The 17,251-nt window shown below is 69.2% G+C and carries 18 protein-coding genes; 9 read left to right on the plus strand and 9 right to left on the minus strand.

Going from position 1 to position 17,251, the window contains the following annotated elements; genetic code table 11:
- Positions 1 to 77: 77 nt before the first annotated feature.
- Complete coding sequence (locus tag HUS56_RS17150) at positions 78 to 1,211, plus strand: hypothetical protein (RefSeq protein ID WP_217423990.1); 1,134 nt, start codon at positions 78 to 80, stop codon at positions 1,209 to 1,211.
- Between the two features lie 42 nt (positions 1,212 to 1,253).
- On the opposite strand, the gene HUS56_RS10035 is transcribed toward HUS56_RS17150, so the two are convergent.
- Positions 1,254 to 1,466 carry a hypothetical protein gene (locus tag HUS56_RS10035; protein ID WP_173923297.1) on the minus strand — a complete coding sequence of 71 codons (213 nt, stop codon included), beginning with the start codon at positions 1,464 to 1,466 and terminating at the stop codon, positions 1,254 to 1,256.
- Positions 1,467 to 1,628: 162 nt separating this feature from the next.
- Between HUS56_RS10035 and HUS56_RS10040 the strand changes: the two genes are divergently transcribed.
- Positions 1,629 to 2,195 (plus strand): alpha-ketoglutarate-dependent dioxygenase AlkB, encoded by a 567-nt coding sequence (locus tag HUS56_RS10040; RefSeq protein ID WP_173923299.1) that lies wholly within the window; start codon positions 1,629 to 1,631, stop codon positions 2,193 to 2,195.
- Between the two features lie 29 nt (positions 2,196 to 2,224).
- Here HUS56_RS10040 and HUS56_RS10045 read toward each other — a convergent pair whose 3' ends face one another.
- Positions 2,225 to 2,512, minus strand: coding sequence for a hypothetical protein (locus HUS56_RS10045; protein WP_173923300.1), 288 nt, complete (start codon positions 2,510 to 2,512; stop codon positions 2,225 to 2,227).
- A gap of 270 nt (positions 2,513 to 2,782) precedes the next feature.
- Between HUS56_RS10045 and HUS56_RS17490 the strand changes: the two genes are divergently transcribed.
- The gene (locus HUS56_RS17490) at positions 2,783 to 3,070 is read left to right on the plus strand and encodes a pyridoxamine 5'-phosphate oxidase family protein (RefSeq protein ID WP_371808308.1); all 288 of its coding nucleotides are present in this window, start codon (positions 2,783 to 2,785) and stop codon (positions 3,068 to 3,070) included.
- Here the strand turns inward: HUS56_RS17490 and HUS56_RS10055 are convergent.
- Positions 2,997 to 4,067: a pentapeptide repeat-containing protein gene (locus HUS56_RS10055; RefSeq protein WP_173923302.1), complete on the minus strand. Its 1,071-nt coding sequence runs from the start codon at positions 4,065 to 4,067 to the stop codon at positions 2,997 to 2,999. The two genes, HUS56_RS17490 and HUS56_RS10055, sit on opposite strands and share 74 nt — an antisense overlap.
- A 388-nt stretch (positions 4,068 to 4,455) precedes the next feature.
- Here HUS56_RS10055 and HUS56_RS10060 point away from each other — a divergent pair, with 388 nt between their 5' ends.
- Positions 4,456 to 5,823: an MFS transporter gene (locus HUS56_RS10060; protein ID WP_173923304.1), complete on the plus strand. Its 1,368-nt coding sequence runs from the start codon at positions 4,456 to 4,458 to the stop codon at positions 5,821 to 5,823.
- A 148-nt stretch (positions 5,824 to 5,971) separates the two neighbouring features.
- Here HUS56_RS10060 and HUS56_RS17155 read toward each other — a convergent pair whose 3' ends face one another.
- The 3 genes from HUS56_RS17155 to HUS56_RS10075 all read right to left on the minus strand — a co-directional run bounded on the left by HUS56_RS17155 (position 5,972) and on the right by HUS56_RS10075 (position 8,889).
- Positions 5,972 to 7,240, minus strand: coding sequence for a hypothetical protein (locus HUS56_RS17155; RefSeq protein ID WP_217423991.1), 1,269 nt, complete (start codon positions 7,238 to 7,240; stop codon positions 5,972 to 5,974).
- Complete coding sequence (locus tag HUS56_RS10070) at positions 7,237 to 7,791, minus strand: RNA polymerase sigma factor (protein ID WP_173923306.1); 555 nt, start codon at positions 7,789 to 7,791, stop codon at positions 7,237 to 7,239. The genes HUS56_RS17155 and HUS56_RS10070 overlap by 4 nt, the downstream gene beginning before the upstream one ends.
- 66 nt (positions 7,792 to 7,857) lie before the next feature.
- A complete protein-coding gene (locus HUS56_RS10075; protein ID WP_254431392.1) occupies positions 7,858 to 8,889 on the minus strand; it encodes a LacI family DNA-binding transcriptional regulator in 1,032 nt (343 codons plus the stop codon).
- Positions 8,890 to 9,140: 251 nt separating this feature from the next.
- Between HUS56_RS10075 and HUS56_RS10080 the strand changes: the two genes are divergently transcribed.
- The 5 genes from HUS56_RS10080 (at position 9,141) to HUS56_RS10100 (ending at position 13,971) form a co-directional block, all read left to right on the plus strand.
- Positions 9,141 to 10,031, plus strand: coding sequence for an ABC transporter substrate-binding protein (locus HUS56_RS10080; RefSeq protein ID WP_173923310.1), 891 nt, complete (start codon positions 9,141 to 9,143; stop codon positions 10,029 to 10,031).
- 71 nt (positions 10,032 to 10,102) lie between these two features.
- Positions 10,103 to 10,891, plus strand: a complete 789-nt coding sequence (locus HUS56_RS10085; RefSeq protein WP_173923311.1) for an amino acid ABC transporter permease — start codon at positions 10,103 to 10,105, stop codon at positions 10,889 to 10,891.
- Positions 10,888 to 11,658 carry an amino acid ABC transporter ATP-binding protein gene (locus tag HUS56_RS10090; protein WP_173923313.1) on the plus strand — a complete coding sequence of 257 codons (771 nt, stop codon included), beginning with the start codon at positions 10,888 to 10,890 and terminating at the stop codon, positions 11,656 to 11,658. The genes HUS56_RS10085 and HUS56_RS10090 overlap by 4 nt, the downstream gene beginning before the upstream one ends.
- A complete protein-coding gene (locus HUS56_RS10095; RefSeq protein WP_173923315.1) occupies positions 11,658 to 12,734 on the plus strand; it encodes a Gfo/Idh/MocA family oxidoreductase in 1,077 nt (358 codons plus the stop codon). Before HUS56_RS10090 ends, HUS56_RS10095 begins: the two co-directional genes overlap by 1 nt.
- Before the next feature lie 61 nt (positions 12,735 to 12,795).
- The gene (locus HUS56_RS10100; protein WP_173923317.1) at positions 12,796 to 13,971 is read left to right on the plus strand and encodes an FAD-binding oxidoreductase; all 1,176 of its coding nucleotides are present in this window, start codon (positions 12,796 to 12,798) and stop codon (positions 13,969 to 13,971) included.
- Positions 13,972 to 14,064: 93 nt separating this feature from the next.
- Here the strand turns inward: HUS56_RS10100 and manA are convergent, their stop codons facing one another.
- The 3 genes from manA to HUS56_RS10115 all read right to left on the minus strand — a co-directional run bounded on the left by manA (position 14,065) and on the right by HUS56_RS10115 (position 17,215).
- Positions 14,065 to 15,276, minus strand: coding sequence for a mannose-6-phosphate isomerase, class I (gene manA / locus HUS56_RS10105; protein ID WP_173923318.1), 1,212 nt, complete (start codon positions 15,274 to 15,276; stop codon positions 14,065 to 14,067).
- 68 nt (positions 15,277 to 15,344) lie between these two features.
- Positions 15,345 to 16,187: a PfkB family carbohydrate kinase gene (locus HUS56_RS10110; RefSeq protein WP_173923319.1), complete on the minus strand. Its 843-nt coding sequence runs from the start codon at positions 16,185 to 16,187 to the stop codon at positions 15,345 to 15,347.
- Between the two features lie 14 nt (positions 16,188 to 16,201).
- On the minus strand, positions 16,202 to 17,215 hold the full coding sequence (locus tag HUS56_RS10115; protein WP_173923320.1) for an SIS domain-containing protein: 1,014 nt from the start codon (positions 17,213 to 17,215) through the stop codon (positions 16,202 to 16,204).
- Positions 17,216 to 17,251 lie beyond the last annotated feature (36 nt).

Raw genomic sequence — 17,251 nt, forward strand, 5'->3', positions numbered from 1 at the left:
TGCGCGCCCTTGGCATCCGAACCAGCACGCTCGACGACCCCACCGGTCCGCCGGACCGCCCGCCCCCTGGAGCCGGTTTGCACGCCCCCGATGACGATCAGGTGTCGGCGTACGGCGCGCCCGCGGCGGACGTCGACCGCGACGAGGATCGGGTCGGCCGTGAACCGGCCGAAGACGCGCAGGTCGGGCATGCGGAGGCGGAGGCCGCGAGCGCGCAGGTCGGGGCGCACGGGCGGCGCGTCGAGGTTCCCGAGATCGAGGTGCCGCGGCATCCGCTGCCCGATCGTCGCCGGTACTTCCTCAGCTGCGTGGAGCCGAGCGGCGACTACGACTCGGTGATCGTCGCGGTGACCGACGGCGATCGTCGGCGGTACTTCTCGACCCGTGACGGTGAGCGCTTCGGCGAGGTCGATGAGCACTCGTTCGAGGAGCGCCGCGAGAGCGGGGCGCGCTCGATGCTCGAGCTCGATGAACGCGAGCTCGGTGAGCTGGAGGTCGAGCTGCAGTTCGTGCGCCCGGTTCGCGGGCGGGATCCGCTCGCCGAGGTGGCCGCCGAGACGACGACTGACGCAGAGCACCGCGTCGACGTCGAGGCCGACGCAGGGTCGGAGGCCGAGCACGAGCGGCAGGAGGACGAGGCGGATGAACGCGAAGCAGAGGTGGAGGTGGACCCCGTGACCGAGGAGTTCGAGGCGATGATGGCGTCGACGGTGACGTTCGAGCGCGACGATGCGGCGGCATCCGTGCCGCACCCGGCGATGTCGCCCGACGAGGCGATCGCGCAGGTGGCGCTCGCGAAGGGGATCGCGTTCATGGCGCATCGCGGCCAGCACGACCGCAGCGGCGCGCCGTACATCGATCACCCGGGTCGCATCGCCGAGCGGTTCGACGCCGCGACCGAGCCCGTCGAGGCGGCGGCGGCGTGGCTGCACGACGTGCTCGAAGACTCGCCGGTCACGCCGCAGGAGCTCTTCGAAGCCGGCGTGCTGCCCGAGGTGCTCGACGTCGTGCAGCTGCTGACGCGCACCGCCGACATCACGGTCGAGGAGTACTACGAGCGGATCCGCCGTGACCCCATCGCTCGCCGCGTCAAGCTCGCCGACATCGACGACAACACCGCTCGCTGGCGCCTGCGCCGTCTCGACTACGACACCCAGTTGCGCCTCGTGGAGAAGTACCGCCTGGCGCGCATCGCGCTCAGCGTGGACTGATCGGATGCCGCGGCCGGCGGCCTCCTCGGTGGTGCCCCGGTCTCAGCCGACGTCGTTCGCGGTTTCGTCCTCGTCGTCACGGGGAAGCCGCGTCGGTTCGCCGCCGATTCCCACGCCCTCGCCCGCGGGCGCGTCGTCTGCGGTCGTGCTGTGCCGGGCGACCTCGTCGTCCTGCACCTGCGTCATGGGGATGTCCTTGCGATCGGCGTCCTTGTTGTCGCCCGGGTCGACGAAGCCGGTTCCGATGTCGGTCACGATGCGTTCCTTCCATTCGGTCGTCGTGCCACGGTCGCACGCCCCGAGCCGACGCGGCAGGCGGTTGACAGGCGGATGCCGCGATGCCGCCTCGCTGCCTCATCGGGTCACCGGTCGCAACCCCGGCCCGCCGACGGCCGTACCCGGCCCATACTGGTGACCATGGCGATGCGCGGAGTGGTCGAGCGGCCCTCGGGACTCTTGTACCGCGACGGTCTCATCTCGCCCGACGAGGAGTCCGCCCTGCTCGGGCGGTTCTCGCAGCTCGAGATGTCGCCCCTTGTGCTGCACGGTGTGCCGTCGCGCCGGCTCACCCGCGCCTTCGGCGTGGGATACGACTTCGACACCCGCGGCACCACCGAGGTCGACCCGATCCCCGAGTACCTGCTCGAGCTGCGCGACCGCGCTGCGGAACTCGGCGGTGCGCCTTCCGAGAGCTTCGAGGAAGCGCTCGTCACCCTCTACCCGCCCGGCGCGACGATCAGTTGGCACCGGGACGTGCCGACGTTCGGGCGCATCGTGGTCGGCGTGTCACTCGCCTCGAGCTGCGTCATGCGCTTCCAGCGCACCGCGGCCGGCGGTGAGCGTCGCGTCTTCGAACAGCCGCTCCTGCCCAGGTCGGCGTACGTGCTCGCCGGAGCCGCCCGGTGGGCGTGGCAGCACTCGATCCGCGCGGTCCGCGAGGAGCGGTGGTCGGTCACGTTCCGCCAGCTGGCGGAACGGAGCTAAGCCGCCTCGGTCGCCGCGCCCTGGTGGTGTCAGCTCGGCGGCCGTACCTCAGGGCCGACCCCGCTGGGCGAGATCGAGTCGTCGCCCGACTCGCCGCGGTGCGCCATCGCATCGGGGTCGTCGGCGTCTTCGATCATGACCGGTTCCTCATCGACGCCGGGCGGTTCGGGAACGTTGCCAGCGATCCCGAAGTCCGTGCCGACGAGACCGACGCCCGACACGCCACCGACGCTGCCGACTCCGCCGTCGCTTCGGGTATCGGTCGGAATTCCGGCGCTCTCGACGTCGTCGCGGTCCGGTCTGCGTTCGTCGCTCATGATCGTCCTTCCGTCGTGGTCTGCTGCTCGCTCTCCAGCGTCGCAGCGGCGCGGCGGTGTCGCGCGGGGTTGACAGGCTGATGCGGTCGGGCGAGCGAGCCGTAGCGGGGTGGCGACGGTCACCGCATCGCGACCGCCCCCGGAACTTGGTCTCCCTTCCGCTCATGTCAAGGTCGCCTCACATGAGGCGAGACCGACACGAGCCAGACGCAACGCTCGCGCGCCGCTCGACCCGAGTCGCGCCACGGCTGATGGGTGGTAGCCATGAGCATGGCCACTCACGAGAATGAGTCATCCACGGATGCCGCGCGCCACGTGATCGAGGCGAACGAGTACCTGACCCTCGCGACCGCCGACGCGACCGGGCGCCCGTGGGCGACGCCGGTCTGGTTCGCCGAGCGAGACCTGCGTGAGTTCGTGTGGAGCATCGATGGCCTTTCGGCGTTCGTGCGGGGGTTGAGCTGCCCAAGCGGTGTTTCGTGCGTCACCCAATTACGAAACGCTCGAACATGCCTTCTTCGATCATCGGGGTTTGGAGAAGATCCTGCTCGGAGATGAGTCCGCCCAGATACATATCGACGATCGCACTGATCCGGTTCCGAGGCTCCACACAACGATTGGGGTCGTCCGTGACGTACGATGCGTCGAAATCAGCGGGCAGCTGAGTTCCATCGGCACAGAACCAGACATTCTCCACCCCACCCGAGTCGGACATCGGCTCGTTGTCGATCGAGACGCCCGAGAGGTCGACGCCCCGAAACTCCGCAGCGCTAATGGAGCTCCCGTGCACGTAACTCATGTTGGAGAAGTCGATGAAGCCAACCGTGGCCCCGATGAGGTCCACGCCCTCCCAGCTCGCTGCGGGCTCCGAGACCACCGCCGGTGCTTCATCGTAGATCTCGGTCACATCGAGCCACGCGCCGGAGAGGTCGACGCTGTCGAAGCGGGCCCCCTCGATGTTGACGTTGAGCAGCTGGGCACCGGTCAGGTCGCTGAAGGTCAGGCTCGCGTCCGTGAGGTTGGCACCGCTCAGATTCGCCCCGACAAGGTTCGTCGCAGTGATGGTCGCTTGGGTGAGGTCCGCTCCCTGGAGGTCCGCTCCCGCGAGATTGAGTCCACTCAATTCCATTCCGCGGAGATCCAGCCCGCGAAATGGACGATCCAGGATCACGTCAGATGACAGCGCCCGCACGAAACGCAGGTTCTCGAGCCGAATCGCCACGGCTTGGCGTTCGTCTTCTCGAATCTGCTCGCGCGTCATGCGTTCTTCTTCGACGTTGTACTGGAAGGCGAAAATCATGAACCCAACAATCGCGCCGGACACGATCCCACTTCCCACCGCGATGGCAATGTCCACGAAGAGGCGACTTCGACGCTTCTTCGCCTTGGACTCGTCATTGTTGGCTCTGCCTGAAGTGGTGCTCACCAGGTCGGTAGTGCTGAAGTCGGTGCGGGGTGCGGTGGCTTCGGTACCGTCTTGAGCCTGCTCGCTCACCGCGGAAGGGCGGGAATCCTTCCCCGTGCCAGAAGTCGCATTCGTTTCCTCGGCGGACATCCCGATACTCCAGACCTGAGCCGTTTCCCGCAAGCTGGCGGCGGAACCTGGGAGGAGAGGGTTGAACGTCGACTTCGCTGAGCTCGATGGAAGACCTGGACCGACGAGTGATGAAAAAGTTCGAGCTCTGATGCCTCGGCTCGCTCTCTCATCGAGAGGCGTGTCCTCGACGCTACTCGGGCTGGAACACGGTCGACACGCCCCGAACTGGTCACGTTTCGACACGAGTCATCCCCCTCGGTGGTGCTGAACCTTTCGGATCATTTCTCGCGAGGTGTCGATTTCGTCGCGCCCGGTTCGACGCATGAGTAGAAGCATCCGTTCGAGGCATCCGCTTCGTGCACGAACCGAAGCTGACGCGACGGCGAACATTTCAGGAGACGACATCATGTCAACACCGCGGGCCCTCCGGCCCCTTCGCAACCCGGCCTACCGCCGGCTGGCCGCGGCGCTCGTGGCGTCGATGGTCGGCGCCGGCATCTGGATGGTCGCGCTCGTCTGGCAGATCGTCGCGATCGGCGGCGGGGCGGCCGAACTCTCGCTCGTCGCCGGTGCCTCCGCGGTCGGGATGCTGCTGACCACCCTGCTCGGCGGTGCGCTCGCCGACCGGATGTCGCAGCGGCGCATCCTGCTCGTCGTCGAGGTCGTGCGGGCCGCCAGCGTCGGCATCGTCGCGCTGCTCTCGCTCACGGGCTCGCTCGCCGCGTGGCAGCTGGCCGTGGTCGCGCTCGTCGGCGGGATCATGGCCGGGCTGTACTACCCGGCGTACTCGGCGCTGCTGCCGAGCGTGCTGCCAGAAGACGAGCTCATGGCCGCGAACGGCTTCGAGGGCATGGCACGTCCGGTGCTCATGCAGGCCGGCGGACCGGCGCTCGCGAGCGCGCTCATCGCGATCTCATCGCCGGGCGCGGCACTCGCCGTCGCCGCACTCACCAGTGTCGCCGCCGCGGTGTTCATCCTGAAGGTGCCCGAGGTGCCGATGCGGGGCGAGCGCCCCGAGCTCGCGAACGCGAACGACGCCGGATCGCGGCATCCGGCCGTGGCCCTGCTCGTGGATGTGCGCGACGGGTTCAGCTACATGGTTCGCACGCCGTGGCTGCTCGGCACGCTGACGTTCGCGTCGCTGCTGATCCTGCTGATCATGGGGCCGTTCGAGGTGCTCGTGCCGTTCGTGATCAAGGACCGTGCCGCCGGCGGACCCGAAGACCACGCGCTCATCCTGGCCGCGTTCGGCATCGGTGGTGCGGTCGGTTCCGCGATCATCGCGTCGCTCCGGATGCCGCGCCGCTACCTCACCGTGATGAACCTGCTCTGGGCGTTCGGATGCCTCCCGCTCGCGGTCTTCGGGCTGACCGATCAGATCTGGGTGATGGCGATCGCGGCCTTCCTGGTCGGCGCGGCGTTCAACGGCGGCGTCGTGATCTGGGGCACGCTGCTCCAGCGCCGGGTGCCGGCCGAGATGCTCGGCCGGGTCTCGAGTCTCGACTTCTTCGTGTCGCTGGCGTTCATGCCCGTGTCGATGGCCGTCGCGGGTCCGGCGGGGGAGTCGCTGGGGCTGCCGGTCGTGTTCCTCATCGCGGGTGTTGCGCCGCTGGTGATCTCGATTGTCGCGATCGTGGCCGCGCGGATGACCCGCGACGAGATCGCGAACCCGCTCGACGCGGGCGAGGAGGTCGAAACCTTCGAGCCCGATGACGCGGACGCCGCGGACGCGCCGCTCGCGCCGGCCGACGCCTTGGCCGCCGCCGCGGCCTGACACGACCACCAGACATGGCGCGGACTCAGATCCGCGCCACGTCGTATGCGGCGCACTGCCCCCGGCATCCACCCGAGACGAACGCCGCAGAGCTCACCCGCACCTGGCGAGTGAGCTCTGCGTGAGCGCCGAGTGAGCGTCGGCGGTGTCAGGGTCCGAGCTGTGCCACCACCGCCTCAGCGAGGGCGATCGCGGTGTCGCGGTCGGCGCCCGTGACGTTGTACCAGTCCGTGCCGATCCGCAGATCCACTGCGCAGCTGTCCCCATACGGGGCGGACGAGCATCGGATCACCGCCGCGTCGCCGGCACTGAGCCCGGCCACCTCCACCGGCGCCGTCGTGCCGGCCTGCAGCATCCGCTCGAACGCCCAGCGGCCGTCGGTCACCCAGTCCACGCCGGCCGCGAGGTCGGCGTCGAGGACGGTCCACATGCATCCGGTGTTGCCGGCGGTCTCCCGGGCCTCCGCCCACGCACTCCAGCCGCCGCCACCGCTTCGGCGCAGTTCGGGTTCGGGCGTGCCGGTGATGGACCGAACAGTGTCGAGCGGCAGAATCGCCTCGCAATCCTCCGCCGGCGGCGTGCCCGCGTGCTCGACGGCAGCGGGGGGCGCGGCGGGGCCTGCCGCACTCACGGCGGCGATGATGGCGTCGAAGAACGGCTGCCACTGGGATGCATCCATCGTGCCCGCTCCGCCGAACGCCGACACGACCACCCACGCGTCGCCGACGGCCGCGGATCCCTCGCAGAGCGCGAACGCATCGAGCACCGCTGCCGGGTCGCACTGGTTGCGCTCGTCGGGCAGTCCATACTGCGCGGCGCGTTCGCTCCAGCCCGCGGTGGGCCGCGGCACGACCATGACGGTGACCCCCACGTAGTCGGGATTCGTGCCGTACTGGTGGTTCTCGGGAGCTCCGTTCGACCACTCGCACGCGGTTCCGCCGACCGAGAGGATCGACGTGACCCTCGGGATCGCGATGCCGATACCGGATGCGGTGACGATGGGGTCGGCCGGCGCGACATCCGTGGTGAAGAGATTCGACGCCAGCGAGGGGTCGACCAGCGTTTCGCACGCGAGTCCGTAGCGCGACTCCGGCGTTCCAGTGGCCACCGGATCCTCGGTGGGGGGCGGCGTCGGGGTCGGGCTCGGCGTCGGCGTCGGGCTCGGGGTGATGGTCGGCGTCGGCGTGGACGCCGGGTCCATCGAGTACTGCCCGATCGGGCCGACTCCGAAGACGAAGGCTGCTCCGACAGCGACGCCCACGAGCAGTGCCGCGCCGAGCACGCCGCCGACGATGCGGTCGGTGCGCGTCGAGCGCTTGGCGGATGCCGGCTCGCTCGCGGCCTGCTTGAGCACGTTGCGCTTCATCGACACGAGCATGCGCGTCAGGTCGTCGCCTGTGGGTGGTTCGGATCTCATCGAAGTGTCACCGCCTTCTTCAATCGGGCCCGGCTCCGGGACACGCGTTGCTTCACCGCACCGACGCTCAGGCCGAGGTGCTCCGCGGCTTCGGCGTACGGCATGCCCTCGATCAGGCACAGCTCGCACACCCGTCGGTCGATCGGATCGAGTCGCTCGATCTCGTCGAGCACCCAGCGCAGGTCGTCGCGTGCCGACTCGGCGTCGTGATGGTCACGCACCGCGTCGGCCCGGTTCGTCGACGTCTCGTCGAGCTCGTCGGCTTCATGCCTCGCCGACTTGCGGGCCGCGTTCCGGCCCAGGTTGCGGCAGGTGACCAGCAACCAGGGCAGCAGGGATGTCTCGGCGATCGTGACCTCGCCGGCTCGCCGCCACATCGTCACGAAGGTGTCCTGCACGATCTCCTCGACGTCCATCCGGCTCGCCGCGATCGCCCACGCATATCTCGTCACCGCCGGCGCATACCGGTCGAACACGACCGCCAGCGCCCGTTGATCTCCGCCCGCCACCCGTTTCAACAGATCGGCGTCGGACCCTTCGCTCTCGTCCACGCGCACCTCCCTTACCTTAGAGATGTCGCGAGAACCGCAAAGGTCACAGGGTCCGGGTCGATGAGCTCAGACAGCGCGCGGTGGCGCCACCGAGTCGCGCGCGATCAAGCGTTGCTCCAACACGCTCGTCACCGGCGGCCCGCCGTCGCCACGGATGCGGCGGATCAGGAGCCTCGCCGCCTCAGCGCCGATCTCGTGGATCGGCTGCGCCATCACGGTGACGCCGGGGGTCGTGACACCGGTCCAGTCGGCGTCGTCGAACGCCACGAGCGACAGGTCGTCAGGGATGCGCAGGTCGAGGGCGCGCGCGGCGCGGAAGACGCCCAGTGCGATGAGGCTGTCGGACGCGACGATGGCGGTCACCGCGGCATCTCCTTCGAGTAGGCGTCGAGCCAGCTGCTCGACACCCTCGATGCGTGCGTTCAGGTGCACGAACCGTTCGGGTTCCGGAACTCCTGCTGCCTCGAGCGTCTCGACGAAGCCTCGCACACGTTCGTCGACCGACGACGACGTCAGCGAGTCGGCGCGACGGAAGGGGCCGTCGTGCGCGATCGACGAAATGAACGCGATGCGCCGATGACCTGCGGCGAGAAGCAGGGAGGTGAGATCCCGGGCGCCTTTCCGATTCGCCGCGATGACCGTGTCGACCTGAAGTTCGGGTGCGGCGCGGTCGAACAGCACGAGCGGGCGGCCGGCGTCGATGATCGTGCGGAGGTTGTCGATGCGCACGGATGACGCGGGCGCGACGAGCAGCCCGTCGACCCGTTTCGCGAGCTGCACGCCGATGGCGTTCGCCTCGATCTCGGCATCTTCGTCGGAGTTCGAGAGGATGAGATCGAATCCGGCCGCATTCGCCACATCGGCGGCGCCCCGCGTGGCCTGCGCGAAGAACGGGTTCTCGATGTCGCCGATCACGATGCCCAAGGTGTTCGATCGCCCGGTGCTCATCGTCTTCGCCAGGGCGTTCGGCCGGTAGCCGAGTTGCTCTGCCGCCGCGAGCACGCGATCTCGCACGGCGGCGCTCACGGCGCCATAGTCGCCGAGGGCACGCGCCGCGGTCGCCTTCGACACTCCGGCGGTGGTGGCGACGTCGCTCACCGTCACTTCACGTCGTCCGTTGTCGCCGCTCACAAGACCTCCGAGAAAAATTCATGTCATGGGTTGACGCGGCGGTGATGGTCGCGTACTGTCCCAGAAAGCGAACTGAGACCGGTCTCAACATACCGGATTGAGACCGGTCTCAGCAACAGCGACACCGCAGCATCCGACGAGGGACCAGCGAATCGGCGGATCAGCGGAAGCGAGACTTCGCAACCGAATCACGATCCACAGCACACGAGAGGAACATCGTGACCATTCGCACCACCATCCGCCGTGCGGCGATCGCCGCCGTTGCGGCATCCGCAGCCCTCGCCCTCGCGGCCTGCGCCTCGTCGGGGGGCTCCGCCAGCACCGACGCCGGCGCCGGCGGCGACGAGAACCCGTACAACCTGATCACCCCGGGTCAGATCCGAGTCGCGAGCCTCGGCGACGCGAAGCCCTACACCTTCACCGACGAGAGCGGCGAGTTCACCGGATTCGACGTCGAACTCTTCACGGATGTCGCCGAGCGCATCGGCATCGACGACGTGGTGTTCACCGGCCAGGACTTCTCGGGCCTGCTCGCCGCAGTCGCCAACGGCCAGTTCGATGTCGGCGTCGCCGCCATCGGCATCACCGACGAGCGCAAGCAGACCGTCGACTTCTCGGAGGGCTACCTCGCCGGGTACCTGACCGTCATGGCGAACCCCGAGGCGGGGATCGCCGACGAGGACGACCTCGCGGGCAAGCGGCTCGGCGTGGTGCAGGGCACCCTTCAGGAGGCCTTCGCCGTGAAGAACTTCACTGAGACCGAGCTCGTGCGCTTCCCCGACAACAACGCGGCGATCTCCGCGGTGAACTCGGGCAGCGTCGACGCCCACTTCCTCGACTACGAGGCGGCCAAGGAGTACGCAGCGCAGTACGGCCTCGAGAACGCGATCGACATTCCCTCGTTCGACGCTCCGGCCGGATTCGCCATCGCGAAGGGCAACACCGAGTTCAAGGCCGCACTCGACGAGGCGCTCCTCGCCGCCATGGAGGACGGCACTTGGAAGGAGCTCTACCAGAAGTGGTTCCCGGGCTCGCCGATGCCCGACCAGTACCTTCCGAAGGCCGAGCAGACCGGCACGCCGGCCGAGTCCGAGGCGCCGGCGCAGTAGCCGGACCGCGGTGCGGGGCGGCTGCCCGCCTCCCCGCACCGCCCCACCGTTCCCCTGAACGAAAGCGAACCATGGACTGGCTCGACAACATCATCAAGACGTTCTTCGATTTCGAAGCCATGTGGCAGGTGTTCCCACAACTGCTCGGCGTCGGCCTCGTGAACACCCTCATCATCTCGATCTGGGCGACCGTGATCGGTCTCGTGCTCGGCATGATCGTCGCGATCATGGGCATCTCGCCCTCGCGCTGGCTACGCATTCCTGCCCGCATCTACACCGACATCTTCCGCGGCCTGCCCGCGATCCTCACGATCCTGCTCATCGGCCAGGGGTTCGCGCGGTTCAGCCAGGACATCTTCGGCCCCTCGCCGTATCCGCTCGGGATCCTCGCGCTCAGCCTGATCGCCAGCGCGTACATGGGCGAGATCTTCCGTGCCGGCATCCAGAGCGTCGACCGCGGCCAGCTCGAGGCGTGCCGGGCGCTCGGAATGAGCTACGGCAAGGCGATGCGGCTCGTGGTCGTGCCCCAGGGGGTTCGGCGAGTGCTTCCCGCCCTCGTGAACCAGTTCATCGCCATCGTGAAGGACTCCAGCCTCGTGTACTTCCTCGGCCTGCTGGTCTCGGAGCGCGAACTGTTCCGTGTCGGTCAGGATGCCGCGGTGCTGACGGGCAACCTGTCGCCACTCGTCATGGCGGGCCTGTTCTACCTCGTCATCACCGTGCCGCTGACACACCTCGTCAACTACTTCGACAACCGGTTCCGCACCGGGCGGCGCAAGGCCGTGCCGCCGAAGTCCGGCCTCGACGAGGTCGAAGAGCAGAACCCCACTCCGACGCTCACCTACGGAGAGAACTCATGACCTACACCTCACCCGTGCCCGTGACCGACGGCCACTTCTATGAGGGCTCGAGCCTCGAGCTCATCGACCTCACCATGGCCTACGGCGACGTCGAGGTCCTCCGGGAAGTGAGTCTCACCGTGCCGCCCGGCACCACGACCTGCGTCATCGGGCCGTCGGGTTCGGGCAAGTCGACGCTGCTTCGTGGCGTGAACCGGCTGCACGAGCCGAAGTCGGGAGACGTGCGACTCGCCGGCGAGAGCGTGCTGACACAGAAGCCCGACTCGGTGCGCAGACGCATCGGCCTTGTCTTCCAGCACTTCAACCTGTTCCCCGACCACACGGCCGAGCAGAACGTGGCGCTCGCGCTGCGCAACGTGAAGGGCCTCTCCAAGGCGGAATCGCTGCGAATCGCACGCGAGCGGCTCGCCGAGGTCGGCTTGGCGGAGCGCGCCGACCATCGCCCCCGCGACCTCTCGGGTGGGCAGCAGCAGCGCGTCGCGATCGCCAGGGCGCTCGCGATGGAACCGGAGGTCATGCTGTTCGACGAGGCCACGAGCGCGCTCGACCCCGAGCTCGTGAAGGGCGTGCTGAACCTCATGGCCGGCCTCGCGCAACGGGGCATGACGATGCTCGTGGTCACGCACGAGATGGGCTTCGCGCGCAAGGTGGCCGACCAGGTCGTCTTCATGGACGAAGGCCGGGTCCTCGAGTCGGGCAAGCCGGCCGATCTCTTCGACCGGCCGCAGAGTTCGCGGCTGCAGCGATTCCTGTCGGAGGTGCTCTGATGACGGATGCCGCAGCACGGCGCTCAAGTTCCGGCGCCGGGCCGATCCGCACGGCCGTGATCGGCTTCGGCACGTCGGGCCGGATCTTCCACGCCCCCTTCCTCGCCGCCGACGCCGACTTCTCGCTCGACGCCATCGTGACGCGCGACCCGGGCCGTCGCGCGGCGGCTGAGACGCGGCATCCGGGCGCTCGGGTCGTGGACACGCCCGAGGAGCTCTTCGCGGACGCCGGCCGACTCGATCTCGTGGTCATCGGCTCGCCGAGCGGCACGCACGCAGCGTTGACGGATGCCGCGCTCGAAGCGGGGCTCGACGTGGTCGTCGACAAGCCGTTCGCGGTGACCGCCGACGAGGGTCGCGAGCTGATCGCCAAGGCCGAGCGCCTCGGCCGGCGGCTCACGGTGTTCCAGAACCGACGTTGGGACGGCGACTTCCGAACGGTGCGGAAGCTCATCGAGGAGGGCACGCTCGGTGACGTCCGTCGCTTCGAATCACGGTTCGAGTGGTGGAAGCCCGAGCCGGGCGCCTCGTGGAAGACCGAGGCGACCACCGCCGAGGGCGGCGGCATCCTCTACGACCTGGGCACGCACCTCATCGACCAGGCGGTGCAGCTGTTCGGTCCGGTCGACGACCTCTACACCGAGGTCGCTCGCAGGAGAACCGACACCGCGGCGGATGACGATGTCTTCCTCGCGCTGCAGCACCGGTCGGGCGTCACGTCGCACCTCTGGATGAACGCGGTCGCGCCGCAGTTCGGCCCGCGATTCCGCGTGTTGGGCTCGACCGCCGGGTACACCAGCTGGGGGCTCGACGTGCAGGAGCCGTCGCTCCTCGCGGGCGCACAGCCGACCGATCCCGGGTTCGGGGAGACGCCCGAGGCCCGCTGGGGGGTGGTCGGCATCGACGGCCACACCGCCCCGCTGCCGACCGAGCGAGGCGACTACGGCGAGTTCTATCGCCTGCTCGCCGGGGCGATCCGCGACGGTGGGCCGATGCCCGTCGACCCGTCGGATGCCGTCGACGTGCTCGAGATCATCGAGCGAGCGCTCGCCGTATCGGACCGGGTGCCCTCTTGACCGCCGCTCACCATCTTCGATTCCCGCACCACTGCACGACAGAGAAAGAGAACCACTTCACATGAGCATCACCCAGCCCACCCACGTCGCCGTGATCGGCGGGGGCATCCTCGGCGCGTCGACCGCGGCGCACCTCGCACGCGGCGGAGCACAGGTGACCCTCGTCACCGCCGGCTCGCTCGGCGACGGGGCATCCGGTCGCTCGATCGCCTGGCTCAACTCCTCTGGCGATCGCTCCGCCGAATACCACTACCTGCGCCTGCTCGGGCTCGACCGCTACCGCACCTGGAGCGTGCGTCACCCCGAAAGCCGCGAGTACCTGCGCTTCGATGGCGCCATGAAATGGGCGGCCCAAGGGGAGACCTTCGGCACGACGTTCGCGTTCGAGCGCGCCGGCGGCTACGACGCGATCTGGGTCGACCGCGCCGACGTCGCCGAGATCGCCCCCGACGTGGACCCCGACGCCCTGGCCGACGAGGGCGCGATCTTCAACCCCGGCGAGGGCTGGGTCAGCCTGCCGGACCTCATTGCGGCGCTGGTCGACGAGGCGGTGGCCCATGGGGCGCGCGTCGTCGAACACGCCGGCGACGCTCGCGTCGACGTGCAGGACGGTGAGGCCACCGGGGTGATCCTCGGCGACGGGAAGCGACTGCCGGCCGACCGGGTCGTGCTCGCGACCGGCGCGGCGGTGCCAGCTCACCTCGCCGCGCTGGGAGTGATGGTTCCGGATGCCACACCCGCTGCCTTCGTGTTGTTCACCGATCCCGTCGACGTCGAGGTGAAGACCGTGCTGAACACACCGCGCGTCGCCGTTCGGCCGACGCCCGACGGGCGGCTCGTGCTCGACGCCGACTGGGCTGAGAAGTCGATCGTCGTCGGCGACGACGGCTCGCTCACTGTCCCCGAGGAGTCGGTGCAGGGCCTGCTCGACGAAGCGTCGAAGGTGCTTGCCGGCAACCCCCGGCTGACCGCGCAGCGGGTCGGCGCCGGGCTCAAGCCGATCCCCGGTGACGGCGATCCGGTCGTCGGAGCGGTGCCCTCGATCGGCAACCTCTTCACGCTGTTCACCCATTCCGGCGCGACGCTCGGGCTGATCCTCGGCGAGCTGCTCGCCGAGGAGATCCTCACCGGCTCGCCGTCGCCGGTGCTTCGGACCTTCCGTCTCGACCGCTTCGGCGCCGACACCGCGCCGGAGACCGTGCCGACCGGTGCCTGGGCTCCGGTGCCGCAGCGGTAGCGAGTCGGAACGGCACGGGCGGATGCGGCGTCATCGGGGGACGCGGCATCCGCTTCGTCATGCGGGTCGTCGGCTGGTGGCCGCTTTCACGCGTCAGTGGCGCCGTGCCATCGGAACGCTGGCCATCACCACGTCGCCCGTACCCAGCATGCGCAGGTCGCCGTCGGTGTCGCCGGCGAACACGGCTTCGCCGGGTGCGAGTTCGAGCTCGACCGCCTCATCCCCACCAGCGGCTCGCACCTGCACCCGCCCCTCGACGCACACCGCGATGCGCGGGCCCGAGCCCGAGACCTCCACCCGCTCAGCTCCCTCGATCGTGACCGACGTGAGCTGGAACTCGCGCGCGTCGGGTCGGAGGACGCGAACCCCCGCCGCCGTTTCCTCGCCCTCGAGCAGATCGACCGGAACCACCGAGAACGCCACGTTGTCGAGCAGTCCCTCGACGTCGACGTACTTCGACGTGAGCCCCGCGCGGAACACGTTGTCGGAGTTGGCCATGATCTCGACCGCGAGACCCCTTAGGTACGCGTGCGGGGTGCCCGACGACACGAACACGCACTCACCCGCCGCGAACGCGATGCGATTCAGCATGAGGGATGCCACGGCACCGGCGTCGCCCGGGTAGGTCGCCGCGAGCTCGACCACCGTGGCATGCGCGGCCGCACCCGAGCGGCCCTCGGCCGCCGATGTGCGGGCCTCGTCGACGATCGCCTCGACATCGGACGTCCCGAGCTCGACCAGCGCTCGGAGGCACTCGCGCAGACCCGCGGGGGTGGGCTCTGCCGCGAGTTCTCGATGGCACCATTGCAGTATCGGGTGGTCGTAGCGGCCGAGCAGTGCGACGATCTCTTCGAGCGGTCGGAAGCCCACGAGCCCCTCGAAGTCGGTGATCGCGAAGACCATCTCGGGCTTGTGGTTGGTGTCCTTGAAGCTGCGGTGGAACGCGTCGATCGGGATCCCAGCCGCCTCCTCGCGGTTGAACCCGGCCACGGCGTTCTCGGGGCTGGGATGCACCTGCAGCGAGACGGCCTGGCCGGGGGCCAGGAACTTCATGAGGAACGGGAGCCGCTGGTCGAACTCGCGGGTCACCCTCTCGCCCAACGCACCCACGGGATCCGCAGCGATGAGCTCTTCGAGCGTTGCGGCGTCATCGCCGGCGGGGAGCAGGGGCGACGGACCCGTCGGGTGCGCGCCGAACCAGAACTCGGCGAGCGGCCGGCCGTCGGCCGGCACGCCGAGCACGTCTTGGATGTGGGTGGTCGAACCCCAGTCGTACTCCCTCGGTACGCCGGCGAGCTTGTGCATGCATGTCTCCCATCGCCCGAAGCGGGCATCCATCGAGGCTATCTCGCCGGCCGACCGAAGCCGATCGGTCACAGCGCCACGCCGCTGCCACTCACCAGGGCGTTCGGCCACCCGCCTCGATGGCGGCACGCCTCCGCGGCCCACGAGGCGCCGCGCTCGAGCGCTGCAGGCCAGTCGCGCCCCTCGACTCGCGCCGCGATGCACCCTCCGATGAAGGCGTCCCCTGCGCCGGTCGTGTCGACGACGTCGGTCGTGATTGCGTCCTGTTCGAACCAGCCGTCACCGTCGGTGGCGATCGATCCGGCCGCGCCACGCGTGACGACGACGGATGCCGCACCGCGGGCCAACGCATCAAGGGCCCACGTGCGGGCATCGCCGTGCTCGCCGACCGACCCGAACGCGACATCCAGCGCCGTGAATCCCTGCGCGACCGCGCAGTCCTGGCTGACGATCGGTCGCACCGGTGTCCCGGGTCCACGAACCGCGAATTCGGCGAGCCGGCGCCGGAGCTCGTCGGCCCGAGGGATCATGCCGAGGTGCACCCAGGCGGATGCCGCGAGCAGCTCGAGGTGCTCGTCGCTCGGGAAGTACTCCGTGGTGACGCCGAACTCCTCGCTCTCGAACACCCGCTCCCCGTCATCGACGCGGATCGTCGTGACGGCCGTGGACCCCGTCATCGTGACGAGGCCCACGGGGTCGACGCCGGCGCGTTGCAGTCCCCGGGCGATCGTGCGGCCGTTCGCGTCGTCGCCGACGGCGCCGAAGTAGGCGGCCGACCGGCCGTGACCGGCGAGCTGCGCGGCGACGTTGTAGGCGTTGCCGCCCGCGTAGAGCGCCGATTCGTCGCCGACGTACCGGTCGATCGTGTTGTCGCCGACCGTGGCGACGGTGAACCCGGACGTGCCGCCCACCGAGCGCCTCCTTCTCAGTACTGCAGCTGCCGGTAGTACCGACGCGTGGTGAGCGGGTGGTCGCGAAGCACCTCGAGGTGGGCGCTCACCCGCTCGAGCGCCGTGGCCAGCAGGGCCGGCGCGAGCAGCGCACGCACCTCGGGCGAGAACCCGAGCAGCTCGAACTCCGCGGTGTCGATGACGGTGAGCGTCTCGGTGATGCGGGGCACGAACGCCTCGACGCGCTCGACCAGCGCTCGACCGGCGTCCTCACCCTTCAGCGCGATCACGCTGACACCAGGTTCGAGCAGCTCGAGCGTGCCGTGGAAGAAGTCCGACGCGTGCACCGGCCGGGTGCGGATCCACTGCATCTCCTCGAGGATGCACATGCCGTAGTAGAACGCCTCGGGCCAGCTCGCGCCCGCGCCGGTGATCACGTGGTAGTCGGATGCCGCGATGGTCCGGGCGATCTCGGACGCACGCTCCTCGAACCCGCGCTTCACGCCGAGCAGGGCGTCGGGCAGGGCGGCGAGCTGGGCGAGCACCTCGTCGTACCCGTCGAACTCGCCGCGCGCCCGCATGATCGACAGGGCGATGAGCAGCGACTGCACGGCGAACGACTCGCTCGACGTGTCGTCGGCCGCGAACGCCGTGAGGTTCACATCGGCTCCCTCGGCGAGCGGGGTGTCGGCGTGGCCGGTGAGCGCGAGCACGGTGGCGCCGTGCTCCTGGGCGTACTCGAGCGCGCGCACGCTCTCGAGCGTCGTGCCGGAGAGCGACGGGATCACCACGATCGAGTCGGGGCCGAGGTGCGTCGAGCCGGTCTCGACGAGCTCGGCCGGCATCTCGTGGAAGGTCGGGAACGTCGACCGCGTCTGCAGCAGCCGCACGGCGGGGTCGACGAGGATGCCGGCGCCTCCGGAGCCGCCGAAGAAGATGTTCGTCGCACCTGCGCCGAGGCGTTCCGAGATGAAGGCGTCGATGGGCTCGGCCAGCGCGACGGCACCCGACTGGATGTCGAGGAAGCGCGCCTCGTCGAAGTTGAGCATGGTGGTCCTTTCGTGGTGGGGTGGTGCAGGTTCGTG

The organism is Agromyces sp. Marseille-P2726 (assembly GCF_902809835.1).
Classification (GTDB): Bacteria; Actinomycetota; Actinomycetes; order Actinomycetales; family Microbacteriaceae; genus Agromyces.

Bases quoted from the DNA above. Each gene is read 5' to 3' on its own strand.
- HUS56_RS10095 (WP_173923315.1), top strand. From the start codon at position 11,658: ATGACGGATGCCGCAGCACGGCGCTCAAGTTCCGGCGCCGGGCCGATC.
- HUS56_RS17490 (WP_371808308.1), top strand. From the start codon at position 2,783: ATGGCCACTCACGAGAATGAGTCATCCACGGATGCCGCGCGCCACGTG.
- HUS56_RS10085 (WP_173923311.1), top strand. From the start codon at position 10,103: ATGGACTGGCTCGACAACATCATCAAGACGTTCTTCGATTTCGAAGCC.
- HUS56_RS10100 (WP_173923317.1), top strand. From the start codon at position 12,796: ATGAGCATCACCCAGCCCACCCACGTCGCCGTGATCGGCGGGGGCATC.
- HUS56_RS10060 (WP_173923304.1), top strand. From the start codon at position 4,456: ATGTCAACACCGCGGGCCCTCCGGCCCCTTCGCAACCCGGCCTACCGC.
- HUS56_RS10040 (WP_173923299.1), top strand. From the start codon at position 1,629: ATGGCGATGCGCGGAGTGGTCGAGCGGCCCTCGGGACTCTTGTACCGC.
- HUS56_RS10090 (WP_173923313.1), top strand. From the start codon at position 10,888: ATGACCTACACCTCACCCGTGCCCGTGACCGACGGCCACTTCTATGAG.
- HUS56_RS10115 (WP_173923320.1), bottom strand. From the start codon at position 17,215: ATGCTCAACTTCGACGAGGCGCGCTTCCTCGACATCCAGTCGGGTGCC.
- HUS56_RS10055 (WP_173923302.1), bottom strand. From the start codon at position 4,067: ATGTCCGCCGAGGAAACGAATGCGACTTCTGGCACGGGGAAGGATTCC.
- HUS56_RS17155 (WP_217423991.1), bottom strand. From the start codon at position 7,240: ATGAGATCCGAACCACCCACAGGCGACGACCTGACGCGCATGCTCGTG.
- HUS56_RS10045 (WP_173923300.1), bottom strand. From the start codon at position 2,512: ATGAGCGACGAACGCAGACCGGACCGCGACGACGTCGAGAGCGCCGGA.
- manA (WP_173923318.1), bottom strand. From the start codon at position 15,276: ATGCACAAGCTCGCCGGCGTACCGAGGGAGTACGACTGGGGTTCGACC.